Genomic DNA, 14,171 nt, shown 5'->3' with positions numbered 1-14,171 from the left:
GTTGCAGGATGCCCCAATTAGGTCTAATCACCCGCCACGATGCTGTGGTAGCTCAGTGGTAGAGCACACCCTTGGTAAGGGTGAGGTCGAGAGTTCAATCCTCTCTCACAGCACCACCTTCACCGCTGATACTCACTTCTGTCGTTTCACGATGCCGAAGCTCTCGACTGACGCGCATCCCTTGCGGGCTACGCTGAGTGCGAGAGTTCAATCCTCTCTCACAGCACCATCCTTCACCGCTGATACTCACTTCTGTCGTTTCACGATGCCGAAGCTCTCGACCGACGCGCATCCCTTGCGGGCTACGGCTCCCCAAACCGATACCGCTCAATCTGATGAAAACAGCCTGCATCATCCTCACCCAGCAACGTCAGGCCCGTCATCACATAGGGGGACAAGGCAAGTGGACGCAGGAGAGCATCAAGAGCCGCCTCAACCCCGCACGCATCCTCTTTGGCCAGCCGTCCGGTCAAGGTCATGTGAAATCGAAACGCCTCCAACACAAACGGATAGCCCCACCGCACCAGATTGGCGTCTTGCGCAGCACTCAGCCGGGATTGGCGCCGCTTTGCCAACTCCCCCACGGTCAAAGGTGCGCGGAACGGGTCAAGGGTTTGCACAACCTCACCCGCCATCAAGGTCAATGCGGGTTGAGGCCCAACAGGCACCAGCGCCAGGAACCGTCCCAATCGGGCAATGGTCAATCCACTGATTTCCACCCGCGCCCTCTGCGCGCAGAACGCTCTCAATGCGTGCCCAAGCGCCTCAGCACTGTACTCCTCGGCAAGACGAAACGGCGCTTTGATAGTGCCGTGAAATCCGTACTTGCGCGGCGTTTCGGTGATCCGAGCCACATCCACATCCCCTGCGTCCGGATGCGCACAAGTGATGCCCATCGCGCTGTCCCACCCCAACCACTCCGCCCCAAAGCGGGCCAGTGGCGTGTCTGGGGCGGGGGTGTAAAAGATGGCATACCGACGATACATTACAGTCCTATCAGTAGAGCTTCACGCCAACGCAAGCAAAGTCCGTAAGGCGTAGGTGTCCTGCGCCCCGACCTAGCGGCCCATGGCATAGGCCTGCATGAGGCGCGGGGTTGCGGCCGCTTTCAATATCCCGTCCGGCATCCGCATCGCCGCGGTGAGACGACCGACGCTCCATGGTGCGGCCTCTTCAATCCCGTGCCCCATATCGGCTAGCACTTTGATCGTGGCCGCAAGGAACTGCGGCTCGATCATCAAATGCCCCGGCCTGATATCGCGTGGGTAAAAGCTGGCCGGTAGATGCCCGGTGTGAAACAGCGGCGCATCAATCGCGGCCTGCAAATCCATATCGTGATGGGCGAGCCTCAGGAAAAACGCCAGTTGCCACTGGTCCTGCTGATCCCCACCCGGCGTGCCAAAGGCCAGGGCGCGCCCATCCTCATGCAGCGCCATGGACGGTGACAGCGTCGTGCGTGGGCGGCGTCCAGGGGCGAGCGATGTGGGCAGGTCCGGCTCCAGCCAGAACATCTGGGCGCGCGAATTGAGCGGCACGCCAAGCCCGGGCACAACCGGATTGGATTGCAACCAGCCCCCCGATGGCGTGGCCGACACCATATTGCCCCACCGATCAATCACGTCGATATGCACCGTATCGCCTTTGCGGTTGACCAGATGGGCCATCGTCGGTTCGCCACCCCCGATGCCGGTTTGCGGCGCGGCACGCGTGGTGCGGGTATGAAACGCCTGCACCTGCGCCTCAAAGCCCGCAATGTGGCCGGGACGGTGATCCTGACTGGCGGTGCCGCTGATATCAGCGCGGTGCAGATCGGCATAATCGGCGCTCAGCAGTGTACCCATCGGGATATCAGCGTGATCCGGATCACCGTAATACACCTCGCGGTCCGCAAAGGCGTGTTTCAGCGCTTCGGTGGTCAGATGCACGAACTCAGGCCCTTGCGGATCAAGATCGCCAATGGGGTCGCTTCGCAGCATTTGCAGGGATTGGAGCAGGACGGGGCCTTGGCTCCACGGTCCGCATTTGTACACGTTCCACCCGTGATGAGTCACGCTGATGGCTGGTTCGTATGTGGCGGACCAATTGGCCATGTCCTCGCCGCTCAACACCCCTTTGCGCCGCGCGCCCGTCCCATCCATAGGCGCGGTATCAGCCACAAAGCGATCAATGGCCTCCGCCACGAAACCGGAGGAAAAGGCCCGCCGTGCCGCGTCAATCTGCGCCGCGCGGGAGGTCTCGCATTCGGCCTCGGCCAACAGGCGCTCCCAAAAATCAGCCAACTCGGGGTTCTTGAACAACGCACCCGGTGCAGGGGCCGCGCCACCCGGTGTCCACACAGCGGCAGAGCTCGGCCATTCAGCCGCAAAGAACGCCGCCTGCCCGGCAATCGTCGCACTGACACGGGCGAGGACGGGATGACCATGACGGGCATAGTGAATGGCGGGTTCAAGCACGCTGCGCAAATCGAGCCGCCCATGATCGCGTAACATCAACATCCACGCATCAAAGGCACCGGGCACCACCGTGGCCAAATGGCCCGCACCCGGGATCATCTCCAACCCCTCATCACGATAATGCGCAATGGTGGCACGTTGTGGGGCCACGCCTTGACCGCAGACAACCATGGGGGTCTCACCTGCCACCCTGATCAGCGCGGGCATGTCGCCCAAGGGCCCGTTCAGGTGCGGCTCGACAACGTTCAGGACGAACCCCATTCCGGCCGCCGCATCAAAGGCGGTGCCTCCTGCCTCAAGCAATTTCAATCCAACCGCGGACGCGATCCAGTGCGTGCATGTCGCCATGCCAAAGGTGCCGGTAAGTTCGGGACGGGTGGTGAAAGTCATGGACGGGCTCGGGCGTTGCCTGGGGTTTAGTGCAACTGTTGCCCGGCCCGTCCGGATTTGCAAAAGCAAATCCTGCGCTCCGCTTGCGGGACGGAGACACGTGTCAGGGGTGCCTTAGGGCAGCAGCACCTTGTCGATCACGTGGATCACACCGTTCGAGGCCAGCACATCGGCCTGAATGACATTGGCGTTTTCGACTTTGACGCCATTGCGCCCATCAATGTGCAGGTTCGCCCCGTTCACGGTTGCCACACTCAGGCGTTGACCCGCCAGATCAGCGGCCAGTGTCTGGCCGGGCACCACGTGATAGGTGAGGATCGCGGTCAGCTGGTCCTTGTTCTCGGGCTTGAGCAGATTTTCAACCGTGCCAGCGGGCAGTGCGGCAAAGGCTTCGTCCGTGGGTGCAAATACGGTGAAGGGGCCGGGGGATTTCAACGTGTCCACCAGACCGGCGGCCTGCACCGCGGCCACAAGCGTGGTAAAGGACCCGGCGGCGACGGCGGTGTCGACGATATCTGGCGTGGTGTTCATTTCTGCGCAGGCCCCGAGGGCGGCAAGTGCTGCACCGGCGGCAGTCATTTTGATGAAGGAACGGCGTTTCATTGGTGATCTCCTGTTAACATATTGGCTCGGGTGGCCCAGTCTAATTCGTGGGAATATTTCCCACACGAGACAAACTGACGCATCGAGATTACATTTCAAGGATTGGCGTGGAAAAAATTTCCACGTCCTGTAATGTCACCACATGGCCCAACAGGATCATACCAACTCTTCCGACGCTTTCTTGCGTGTTCTCAGTGGCTTACTGCGCCCCTTGGTGCGCGCGATGATCGCGCGTGGTTTGACGGCCCCCGTAATCTACAGCCTGTTGAAGCGGGTCTTTGTCGAAGTGGCCGAAGAGTCTTTCCGCCTTGATGACAAGCCCCTGACCGATAGCCGGGTTGCGATGCTGACCGGCGTGCACCGCAAGGACATCCGCACAATCCGCGCTCAGGAAGACGGCGCACCCGCCGAGGCACGGCGCAAAAGCGCACTGCTGGCCACGGTCATTGGGCAATGGATGTCTCACCCCGACTATGTAGACGAGGCGGGTGCTCCCATTGCCCTGCCCCGCACTGCCGACAATGACGCCAGTTTCGACACACTCGTGCGCGGCCTCAGCAAGGACGTGCGCCCGCGCACCGTGCTCGACGAATTGATGCACGCCGGGCTGATAGACGCCCGCGCGGATATGTTGCACCTGCGCGCCGAAGCCGTGGTCGGCACCGCAACCGCCTCCGACAAAGAGGTGTTCTTTGGCGCAAATGTCGGCGATCATCTGGCTGCCGCCACCGAAAACCTGCTGGCAGACAGCCCGGCCTTCTTTGAGCGCAGCGTGTTTTACAACCAGATGACGCCCGAGGCCGTAGACCAGATCGAGGCTACCGCCCGCACCCAGTCCCAGACCCTGCTCGAGACGCTGAATCGACAAAGCAGCGCATTGCATCGCGCCGATGCGAACACAGGTGGCCCCCGCCAGCGGTATCGTCTTGGCATCTATTTTTACCGCACGACGACCAAAGAGGCCGACGCACCCGCACCCCAGGAACTTGACGAGACGTGACCATGATCAACCGCCGCCACATGATTGGGCTGATGGGTGCCACCGCCATAAGCGGATGTGCCCCTGCGATTCCCACGGTGCAACTGGGCGACGATCCGTTTGAAGGCGGGATCGGCGGCACCGGCATTGTCGGGCTGATGACCGGGACGGGCAGCGTTCTGGTCAACGGGCTCCGGGTTGAAGTGCCAAGTGATGCAAGCCTGTTCATGGCCGGTCAACCCGTCGGGTCCGATGCGCTGGTGTCGGGCGTGGCGCTCAGCATCGTTGCGGCCATGCGATCAGGGCGGTTCGAGGCGCGGCGCGTGGATGTGGACATCCCCCTCATCGGGATCCTGCAACGACAGGCCACGGGCTTTGCCGTGAATGGCACACCGCTTATGATCGAAGCAGACATCGCGACAAGCAACGTGACAGGTCGGCGCGTGGCCGCCCATGGGGTCTGGCAACCCGACGGCACCGTGCGCACCAGCCTGATCACCCCGGCCAGTGGCGCAGATGTGGTCTCGGGCGTTTTGGCATTGGGATCAGACGTGGGCTGGCAGATCGGTCAGACACCGGTGATCCCACCCGCCGGTTTGCGCCTGACCGCCGGTCAGTTCGTGGTCGCACGCGGTGCGTTCATGGATGGTGTTCTGACGGCTTCATCCGTGCAGGTGGGCCGGTTCCGTCAAGGTGCCGAGACGATCCGCCAACTGTCCGTCGAGGGCTATCTCGAACCCGTCGCCACCGCCCCCGGCTTTGCGGTGTCAGGGCTTGGGCACAGCTTTGACCAGCGCCTTGCGCTTAGCCCCTTTGCCTCGCATCGCGCGCTGTATTTCGGCCCCTATGACGGGCGGTTCAGGGCGCGCCGCGCTGTGCTTCTGCCCGACGACGCGCACCTGCGCGCCGCATTGCTGCGCCCCGAGGACGATGCCACCTTTGCCACGGGTCTGGTTGGGCAAGCCGCGCGGCCCGTGTCGACGCGCTAAACCGATACGGCGGCCAGAAGGGTGTCGCGGGGGATATCGGCAGCCCTGCCGCGCAGCTTTTCCGCGCCCCGCTCCAGCACCAGAAACTGATCCCCAAGATCGCGGGCAAAGTCGAAATACTGTTCGACCAGCACAATCGCCATGTCACCGCGCGCCCGCAGTTGCGCGATGACTTCGCCGATCTGCTTGATGATGTTGGGCTGAATGCCCTCGGTCGGCTCATCCAGCAGCAACAGTTTCGGGCGGGTCACAAGAGCGCGGGCAATGGCAAGCTGTTGTTGCTGCCCGCCGGACAGATCGCCGCCACGCCGATGCAGAAAGTCGCGCAGGATGGGGAACAGATCGAAAATCTCGTCCGGCACATGGCGCTCGGCGCGGGGCAGACAGGCAAACCCGGTTTCAAGGTTCTCGCGCACGCTTAGAAACGGGAAAATCTCGCGCCCCTGCGGGACATAGGCAACGCCCTGCTGTGCGAGCCCATGCGCGGTGACCCTGCCCACATCGCGCCCCTCAAGATGATAGCTGCCGCCCGAGCGCGGATGTGTGCCCGAAATCACCTTGAGCAGGCTGGTCTTGCCCACACCATTGGTACCCATCACGCATGTAACCTCGCCGCGCGCCGCCGTGACATCAACATCATAGAGAATCTGACTGCCACCGTAGTGCAGGGTCAGATCCCGCATTTCGAGAACATTATCGGCCAAGATACACCTCGATTACCTTTTCATCCGCCGTCACATGGTTCAGTGATCCTTCGGCCAGCACCGACCCTTCATGCAGCACCGTCACCTTGCAATCGAGGCGGCGCACGAACTCCATGTCATGTTCAACGACGACCACCGCACGCGTCTTGGCCGCCTCGACCAGAATGTCGGTGGTGTGTTCCCGCTCCGCCGGGGTCATGCCAGCGGCGGGTTCATCTACCAGCAGCAGGCGCGGGTCCTGTGCCAGCAACATGCCAATCTCAAGCCACTGTTTCTGCCCGTGGCTCAGGTCGCCCGCGCGGCGGGTCAAATGATCCATCAACCCAATCTCATCCGCGAGTTGCGCCACCGCGTCGTGATCGCGCGGGCGCGGGCGGAATCGCAACACTGCCCATGGGCGGCGGTCCTTTTTCAAGGCCATCATCAGGTTGTCGGCTACGCTTTGATCCTCAAACACCGTGGGGCGCTGGAACTTGCGCCCGATCCCGGTCTGGGCAATCCGGCTTTCGCTCAGTTTGAGCAGCGAGATGGACTTTTCTCCAAAGATTACCCGACCTTCATCGGGCTTGGTCTTGCCCGTTACGATGTCCATAAAGGTCGTCTTGCCCGCCCCGTTCGGGCCGATCACCGCGCGCAGCTCAGGCTCACCAATCTGGAAGGACAGATTGTTGATGGCGCGGAACCCGTCAAAGGTCTTGGACACGCCGGACACTTCCAGAAGTGTGTTCATGGTTTGCGCCCCTTGCCGATCAGATCGAACAGCCCGCCGATGCCCTTGGGGGCCAGCAAGGTCACCACCACAAAGGACAGACCCAGCAGGACGGTCCACCAGTTCACCCACTGGATCGTGTAGACCCCCAGATTGGTGTCGGGGGCCTGCCCGCCGGTGAACCAAGTGGACAAGAGCGACACGAAAGCGGCCCCGATCACCGCCCCGTAAAGCCGCCCACGCCCGCCAATGGCCACCCAGACCGCCAGATAGATCGACGCAATGGGTGCGATTTCGGCAGGGTTGATGATGCCCGCCTGGGGGTAATAAAGCGCACCCGCAATGGCGGCGATAATCGCTGTGACGGTAAAGACGGTCAGCTTGTAGGCTTCGACCGAATAGCCCAGAAAGCGCACCCGCGCCTCGTCATCACGGATGGCCCGGATGACCGAGCCGAACTTGCCCGACACCATCCACGCACAAAACACATAGCCCAGCCCAAGCGCCAGCGCCGAAGCCCACAGGAACCACAGCGAGATCGTGGATTGCGGCGTGGCCCCCTGCCCCGGCAGGTTCTGCAACCCCGACAGCCCGTTATTGCCCCGCAGGCCGCTGTCGTTCTGAAAGAGGTAGAGCGCGAGGGCCAATGTCATCGCCTGGGTCAGGATCGACAGGTACACCCCCGTGACCCGCGCCCGGAACGCGAGCCAGCCAAAGGCAAGCGCGATGAGGCCGGGCACCAGCACAACGGCGGCCAGTTGCAGCGGAAGCGAGTGGGCAAAAGCCCAGATCGGCGGAAATTCAGAGGCGCCCACGACCCCGAAAATCTGTGTGGCGATCCCTTGTGAGATTTCTTGCGCCGTAGGTGGCAGAGGGGCCGCGGCGAGGCTTTGGATTACGATCAGTTCAGTGCGCGCATACATCAGCCACATCCCGATCGCGTAGCCTCCGATGCCGAAGAATGCCATGTGCCCGAGGCTGAGGATGCCGCAATAGCCCCAGACCACATCCATGGCGAGTGCCACAAGGCACAGACACAGCGTCTTGCCCAACGTCTTGACGAAAGAGGTCGAGATGAGGCCGACCCCGAACCCTTCCGACAAGACCGAGACTGTGAGCGTGAACAGGGCAAGGCAAGCGATGAAGATCATCACTGAGGGGTGGCGCTGGATGAACGGACGGGACTGGGGACCAGCCCGTCGTCCATCGCGCCTGGACCGATGGTGCCCGTTGGACGACCCCTCACGGTATTTTTGGTCAAAAGAAGAGGTATGGGTCATACTGTTACGCCTCTGCCGCGCGGCCCTTGAGGGCGATGATCCCGCGGGGGCGGAACTGGATGAACAGGATGATGAACAGGATCATGTAAGTCTGTGCCGCCAGCGTGTTGGAAGGGTTCAGCCACTCGATCCCCTTTTGAAGCGTGCCGACCATGGCGGCCCCCAACAGCGTGCCCCAGATGTTGCCAACCCCGCCCACAACCACCGTCATAAACGACTGCACGATATAGTCGGCACCCATCTCGGACGTGACCTTGGCATAAAGTCCGATGGCGACGCCTGCGATCCCGGCAATGCCCGAGCCGAACCCGAATGTCAGCATGTTGATCCGGTCCGGATTGATCCCCATGGAGGCCGCCATGCGCGGGTTTTGGGTGACCGCCCGCACTTCCAGCCCGAGCCGTGTGCGGTTCATCACAATCAGGAACACGGCCAGAAAGATCAGCGCGAGGATCAGGATCGCAATGCGGATATAGCTGATGGCGACGATGTCGTTGATGACCATCGACCCATCCAGCCATCCCGGCGCGGTCAGCGGGCGCGCTTGGGTGCCAAAGATATTCTTGGCCAGTTGTTGCAGCGCGATGGATACCCCGAACGTGGCCAGCAGTGTCTCAAGCGGGCGATGATAGAGCCAACGGATCACGAGACGCTCCATCGCGACCCCGGCGGCGAATGTCACCATGAACGCCAGCGGAATGGCGAGCAGGATGGACAGCGTATGATCGGGGATGAAGAGCTGCACGACGTAGCCGGTATAGGCACCCAACATGATGAATTCGCCATGGGCCATGTTGATCACCCCCATCACCCCGAAGGTGATGGCAAGCCCGATGGCGGCCAGAAAATATATGGACGCAAGCGAAATGGCATCAAGCGCCAGATCCGCCGTCTGGTTCAGCGCAACCTTGGTTTCGATACCCGACAGCACCGATTGGGCGGCAAGGGCGACAGCGGGGGCCCCGGTATAAAGCTCGAAGAACTGATAGGCGTCGAGCCGGTCGTCAATCTCCTGCTCGGTCGCTGCGGGGTTGGCGCGCCCTTCGGCCACAAGCGTCGCAAAGGCTGCGTTGCGGGCCTGCACGGTTGAAAGGGTGGCGACCTGCACTCCTGCGACCTTTCCGTCTTCGATGTTTGCGATCAACGTCTCGCGCACCGCCGTGTCAGGGATCAGCGGCGGGGCGAGGTCATCGGCAACCAACAGCGCGTATGCGTCGGGTTTGGGCAACGCGTCGGTGCCGGGTTTTAAGACGCGGATGACGGCGGGGTCCTCGGGCGGGGCCTTGGCCACTTTGATGGTTGTACTGACCAGCGGGTTCAGGGCCGCGCGCACATCGACCCCAAGATCCCCTTCGAAATAAGCAATCGCATCGATCTGGTCCTCCTCGGTCGCACCAAAGGGAATGGTCAGCAACCGCTCCAGTCGTTCCATCTGGGCGGCGAGATTTGGGCTCGGCTCAACCGCGATCGCATCGCGCAGGGCTGGCAGATGGCTTTCTTTCGGGTCACGCGCAATCGCATCAAGCGCGACGCGGCGAATGGCGGGGCTGTCACTGGTCAGCTGGAATTTCACAAGGGCGGCGGCGATCAGACCACGCACGCCGCTGTTGGGTTTGAGTTGTTTGTAGCCTTCGTCCGGTACTTCGCCGATATCAGGGCCAGACACGTCAAAGATGCGGATCGTGTCGCGGTCGATTTCCTCGGCAAAGACGAACAGGCCCGTCGCCTCGTCCTGCCACATCTCTTTGGCCTGCCAGCGTTCAAGAACCATTTGGGCCGCAGGCAGGCCACTGTCGATCAACGCATCGATCGCAGGTTGGATGGTGCGGCGCGAAGCCTTGGCAAGTTCGACGGCATGGGCCTGCATAACCTGCTGGATGGGGGCATCAGCATCCTGAGCCGCCACTGGAACGGCACAGATCAGGCACCAGAATATGATCAGCAATCGGCTCATGCGCGCATCCTCAAAGGGGTCCGGGGGCAGGCAAACCGCCCCCGGTCTTTCAGATCAGTAGTTGGATTTGATCTGCACGCAGGTGCTGGTCGATGTGTTGTACATCCCGCAGCCCAGTTCCTGCCAATCAGACTTGAGCACGGCGGATTCCGGCAAGTAGTCGGTCCACGCATCACCCGGCACTTCCGGGGTCTGGCTGATGATGTCAAACTGACCATCGTCCTGAATTTCGCCAATAAGGACAGGCTTGGAGAGGTGGTGGTTGGGCAGCATCACGGCCGTGCCGCCGGTCAGGTTCGGAAACTCCTGCCCGTACATCGCCTCGCGCACCGCATCGACATCCGTTGTGCCCGCCGCAGTGGCCGCATTCACCCACATGTTGAAGCCGATATAATGCGCCTCCATCGGGTCATTGGTCACCCGGTCCTCACCCATGCGCGCCTTCCAGGCTTCGACCCATGCCTCGTTGGCGTCCGATTCCGCGGACTGGAAGTAGTTCCACGCGGCGAGATGGCCAACGAGGTTCGAGGTGTCGAGGCCCGCAAGCTCTTCTTCACCCACCGAGAAGGCGACGACGGGAATGTCATCCGCTGAAATCCCTGCGGCGGCCAGTTCTTTGTAGAAGCCAACATTGGCGTCACCGTTGATGGTCGAGATCACGCCGACCTTTTTGCCATCCGCGCCCAGTGCGACCACGTCGGCCACGATCTTGGACCAGTCCGAGTGGCCGAAGGGCGTGTAGTTCACAAAGATGTCTTCGGCGGCGATACTTTTGGACTTGAGGTAGGATTCAAGGATGTTGTTGGTCGTGCGCGGGTAAACATAGTCCGTGCCGAGCAGGGCAAACTTTTCAACGCCCAGTTCCTCAAGGAAATAGTCGGTGGCAGGGATCGCCTGCTGGTTGGGGGCCGCCCCGGTGTAGAACACGTTTTTGGACGACTCCTCACCCTCATATTGGACGGGATAGAACAGCAAGCCATTCAACTCCTCGATCACGGGCAGCACGGATTTGCGGCTGACGGATGTCCAGTTGCCAAAGATCACATCGACCTCGTGGACGGTCAGCAACTCGCGCGCCTTTTCCGCAAATAACGGCCAGTCAGAGGCCGGGTCGACCACGACCGCCTCAAGCTGGCAACCCAGCACGCCGCCCGCCTCGTTTTGCTGTTCGACAAGCATTTCCATCGTGTCCTTCAGCGTCGTCTCCGAGATCGCCATGGTGCCCGACAGCGAGTGCAGCACGCCGACCTTGATCGGACAATCCTGTGCCAGTGCAGGCATCGCGCTGGCCATCAGCACAGCAGCGGTGGTTCCAAGAATGGGGTTTTTCATCGTTTTTCCTTTAGCGCGTGGCGCCGAAGGGATTGCGGACACAGCGGTTTGTCCTCATATCACCCCCGGCACTTTGATGTTGCCGTGTGCGGTGGTGTTTAAGGTTTTCCAAGGCCAACACTGCCGCACATTCACACGACCCCAAGGGGCCGCTTGGGCATTTATGAAGATACGCTTGGGCGGGCCGAGTCGCAGATGCCTGATAAATGGGCGCAGGCCTGTGGTTGGCTACTTTTTGGGCTGCAATCGGGCCGGATGCGCGTTTATTAAGCGGGGGCGGCTCGATTTTTGACAGGTCCTAGCTGTCGAGCAGCAAGTCCCGACACGCGTCCAGCTTAATCCGGGCGGTTCTTTGCGCGATCTTTGCGCGCCTTGGATCGGTGCCAAACGATGCTGTGGTCAGCATGGCGGAATGCGCGCGCTTGACCTCGATCCGATGGTTGAGCGTGTCGCGCGCCTGATCGGCGGGCATGATCGCTTCGAGAATGCCGACGAATGTCAGTCGCAGGTCGGCCAGTTCCTCTGCGCGGGCATCGTTCATCAACCAGGCATGTTCCATCTGCGCCGAAATCCGACCGGTGCATCCGGCAAAGATGTGCAACTGGGTGTCCTGGGCGACGGCAGGTCCCGCCGACATCGCCAAGCCGATCAGCGCATATCGCATATGCGTTCTTATTCTGCTCACAAATGAAGCATTGCAGTGAAAAATACGTCGCGCAAGTGTGCGATATGAAAACTTTTAGCGGGCACTGCCGTCATCACCGCAAATTAGGCAAAGGACTACCGTCCGCTTACGAACCAAAGATGGGTGAAATCACCGCTCACCCTGCGAGGGCACCGCAATCGTGCGTCCTAGGCGGATGCGCCCTCGATCATATCGACGCGCGTGGCATGTCGGCCCGCCTCGAACTCGGTCGTCAAAAACGCATCAACCAGATCAAGCGCCAACCCCTCGCCCACCACCCGCGCACCGATAGACAGCATATTGGCGTCATTATGCGCGCGGATCATACGGGCCGAAAACGTATCAAGGCATACCCCGCACCGCACACCTGCCACCTTGTTGGCGGCCATCATAATCCCCTGCCCTGTTCCGCACAGGATGATCCCGAACCGGCAATCGCCTGATGCCACCTTGTGGGCAGCCGCCTGACCATGGATCGGGTAATGCGTGCTTTCGGGTGATGTCGGGCCGATATCGACCACCTCCCAGCCAAGTGCCTTGATATGCGCAGCGATGGCTTGGCGCATTTCGATGGCTGCGTGATCACTGGAAAGGACAATGCGGGTGTTGGATGTCATGGGTCAGGTTCCAATTCGGGGGCGCAAGACGATGGCGTACAGGCCCAAGGGCCATGGGTAAACGGTGCATGGGTGATAGCAGACCGGGCAAGGACGTCCAGCGGTTGCCCCACGTGTCCCGACGTCTTGTGGCGCGGGCAATTGCGACAGGATCATATCCCGCTAAGGTGGCGCGATGCAGACTGCCCTCCACTCCATTGATATTGATGGATCGCCCTACTGTGACGCCGCCAGACCACGCCCCCACCCCGTTCACCCCGTTCGATCTTGGCCCCAATCGTCGCGTTCAAAATCGGTTCTTCAAATCCGCGATGAGCGAGGTAATGGCGAGACAGGGCATTCACCTGCCCACCCAGGACCACATCAGGGTCTACGAGCGGCGGGCCAGAGGCGGGACGGCTGTGCTGGTTACAGGCAACGTCATGGTCGACCGCATTGCGTTGGGCGAGCCGGGCAATGTCGTGTTGGAACAGGGCACCGACCTTACCCCCTCAAGGACTGGGCTGACGCGGTGCACACCGCCAACCCCGATGTGAAATTCTGGATGCAGATCAATCATCCCGGCAAACAAAGCCCGAAATTTCTGACAGCCCAACCCGTCGCCCCAAGTGCGGTTGCATTGGGGCAAGGGCTGGATGCGGCCTTTGCCCGCCCGCGCGCACTGGAGCCGGGCGAGATTCTGGAGATCATCGAGCGTTTTGCCAAAACCGCAAAGCTGACGCAGATTGCTGGGTTTGACGGGGTGCAGATTCACGGCGCACATGGGTATCTGGTCAACCAGTTTCTGTCGCCCCACCACAATCGGCGCGATGACGCATGGGGCGGCTCCCCCGCCAAACGCCGTACCTTTGTCCTCGAGATCTTGCGCGCGATCCGGCGTGAGGTGGGCACACAATTCCCGGTGTCGATTAAGATGAACAGCGCAGACTTCCAGAAAGACGGGTTTGAGGGCGCAGATGCCCAAGACCTGATCCGCGCCCTGTCGGACGAGGGGACTGATCGGATCGAGATTTCCGGCGGCAATTATGAAAACCCCGCAATGACCGGCGCAAAACAGTCGACGCAGGCCCGCGAGGCCTACCTTCTGGATTTCGCAACGCGGGCCCGGGCGTTGACGGATGTTCCCGCAGTCGTGACCGGTGGGTTCTGATCCGTGGCTGGGATGGAGGATGCGCTGGCCTCTGGGGCAACAGATTTCGTCGGTATCGCACGTGCGTTGAGCGTGGACCCCGAACTGCCACAAAATGCGGCGCGAGATGCCAGCTATCGCTGCGACGTGGGCCGCGCGACCACCGGAGTTCAGAAACTGGACAAGATGTTCATGCTGGCAATCACATATTACGAGACGCAAATTCGCCGCATGGCCAGTGGCAAGGACCCGGATCCAAATATCTCTCCCTGGCGGGCAGTCGTGCAAAGCGGCTGCGCCTTGGGCATCGCTGCCTTTCGAACAAGACGGTAGCGATCAGCGGGGGG

The 14,171-nt window shown here is 61.3% G+C and carries 15 protein-coding genes and 1 tRNA gene; 6 read left to right on the top strand and 10 right to left on the bottom strand.

Annotated features, from left to right (window positions below; all coding sequences use genetic code 11):
• Nucleotides 1-41: 41 nt before the first annotated feature.
• Nucleotides 42-116 (top strand) — tRNA-Thr (locus Q0859_RS14770).
• 186 nt (nt 117-302) lie between these two features.
• Here Q0859_RS14770 and Q0859_RS14765 read toward each other — a convergent pair.
• The 3 genes from Q0859_RS14765 to Q0859_RS14755 form a co-directional block, all read right to left on the bottom strand.
• A complete protein-coding gene (locus Q0859_RS14765; RefSeq protein ID WP_299152349.1) occupies nt 303-986 on the bottom strand; it encodes a DUF1045 domain-containing protein in 684 nt (227 codons plus the stop codon).
• 72 nt (nt 987-1,058) lie between these two features.
• Entirely contained in the window at nt 1,059-2,843 is a 1,785-nt protein-coding gene (locus Q0859_RS14760; protein ID WP_299152345.1) for a gamma-glutamyltransferase family protein, read from the bottom strand.
• Nucleotides 2,844-2,957: 114 nt separating this feature from the next.
• Nucleotides 2,958-3,446: a fasciclin domain-containing protein gene (locus Q0859_RS14755; protein WP_299152342.1), complete on the bottom strand. Its 489-nt coding sequence runs from the start codon at nt 3,444-3,446 to the stop codon at nt 2,958-2,960.
• A 181-nt stretch (nt 3,447-3,627) separates the two neighbouring features.
• Here Q0859_RS14755 and Q0859_RS14750 point away from each other — a divergent pair, with 181 nt between their 5' ends.
• Together Q0859_RS14750 and Q0859_RS14745 are read left to right on the top strand one after the other, a co-directional pair.
• Entirely contained in the window at nt 3,628-4,446 is an 819-nt protein-coding gene (locus tag Q0859_RS14750; RefSeq protein WP_299152340.1) for a DUF6502 family protein, read from the top strand.
• The gene (locus Q0859_RS14745; RefSeq protein ID WP_299152338.1) at nt 4,443-5,414 is read left to right on the top strand and encodes a hypothetical protein; all 972 of its coding nucleotides are present in this window, start codon (nt 4,443-4,445) and stop codon (nt 5,412-5,414) included. Before Q0859_RS14750 ends, Q0859_RS14745 begins: the two co-directional genes overlap by 4 nt.
• Here the strand turns inward: Q0859_RS14745 and urtE are convergent.
• From urtE to rpiB, 7 genes are all read right to left on the bottom strand, one after another.
• Nucleotides 5,411-6,097, bottom strand: coding sequence for an urea ABC transporter ATP-binding subunit UrtE (gene urtE / locus Q0859_RS14740; RefSeq protein WP_299152545.1), 687 nt, complete (start codon nt 6,095-6,097; stop codon nt 5,411-5,413). The genes Q0859_RS14745 and urtE overlap by 4 nt on opposite strands.
• 10 nt (nt 6,098-6,107) lie before the next feature.
• Nucleotides 6,108-6,848, bottom strand: a complete 741-nt coding sequence (gene urtD / locus Q0859_RS14735) for an urea ABC transporter ATP-binding protein UrtD (protein ID WP_299152336.1) — start codon at nt 6,846-6,848, stop codon at nt 6,108-6,110.
• Nucleotides 6,845-7,978: an urea ABC transporter permease subunit UrtC gene (gene urtC / locus Q0859_RS14730; RefSeq protein WP_299152333.1), complete on the bottom strand. Its 1,134-nt coding sequence runs from the start codon at nt 7,976-7,978 to the stop codon at nt 6,845-6,847. Before urtC ends, urtD begins: the two co-directional genes overlap by 4 nt.
• Nucleotides 7,979-8,111: 133 nt before the next feature.
• The gene (urtB, locus tag Q0859_RS14725) at nt 8,112-10,061 is read right to left on the bottom strand and encodes an urea ABC transporter permease subunit UrtB (protein WP_299152331.1); all 1,950 of its coding nucleotides are present in this window, start codon (nt 10,059-10,061) and stop codon (nt 8,112-8,114) included.
• A 54-nt stretch (nt 10,062-10,115) separates the two neighbouring features.
• Entirely contained in the window at nt 10,116-11,393 is a 1,278-nt protein-coding gene (gene urtA, locus Q0859_RS14720) for an urea ABC transporter substrate-binding protein (RefSeq protein ID WP_299152330.1), read from the bottom strand.
• Nucleotides 11,394-11,691: 298 nt separating this feature from the next.
• On the bottom strand, nt 11,692-12,078 hold the full coding sequence (locus Q0859_RS14715) for a hypothetical protein (protein WP_299152328.1): 387 nt from the start codon (nt 12,076-12,078) through the stop codon (nt 11,692-11,694).
• A 167-nt stretch (nt 12,079-12,245) separates the two neighbouring features.
• On the bottom strand, nt 12,246-12,695 hold the full coding sequence (gene rpiB / locus Q0859_RS14710) for a ribose 5-phosphate isomerase B (protein WP_299152325.1): 450 nt from the start codon (nt 12,693-12,695) through the stop codon (nt 12,246-12,248).
• Between the two features lie 206 nt (nt 12,696-12,901).
• On the opposite strand from rpiB, the gene Q0859_RS14705 reads away from it, so the two are divergent.
• Genes Q0859_RS14705 through Q0859_RS14695 form a run of 3 tightly spaced genes read left to right on the top strand, consistent with a single transcriptional unit; the run spans nt 12,902 to nt 14,157 of the window.
• Nucleotides 12,902-13,231, top strand: coding sequence for a hypothetical protein (locus tag Q0859_RS14705; RefSeq protein WP_299152323.1), 330 nt, complete (start codon nt 12,902-12,904; stop codon nt 13,229-13,231).
• Nucleotides 13,207-13,845 (top strand): hypothetical protein, encoded by a 639-nt coding sequence (locus Q0859_RS14700; RefSeq protein ID WP_299152321.1) that lies wholly within the window; start codon nt 13,207-13,209, stop codon nt 13,843-13,845. The genes Q0859_RS14705 and Q0859_RS14700 overlap by 25 nt, the downstream gene beginning before the upstream one ends.
• 3 nt (nt 13,846-13,848) lie before the next feature.
• Entirely contained in the window at nt 13,849-14,157 is a 309-nt protein-coding gene (locus Q0859_RS14695) for a hypothetical protein (RefSeq protein ID WP_299152319.1), read from the top strand.
• Nucleotides 14,158-14,171: the final 14 nt, after the last annotated feature.

Origin of the sequence: uncultured Tateyamaria sp., assembly GCF_947497045.1 — a bacterium.
Taxonomy (GTDB): domain Bacteria; phylum Pseudomonadota; class Alphaproteobacteria; order Rhodobacterales; family Rhodobacteraceae; genus Tateyamaria.
The sequence above is the reverse complement of the archived record's forward strand: the minus strand, read 5'-3'. Positions and strand labels throughout refer to the sequence as shown.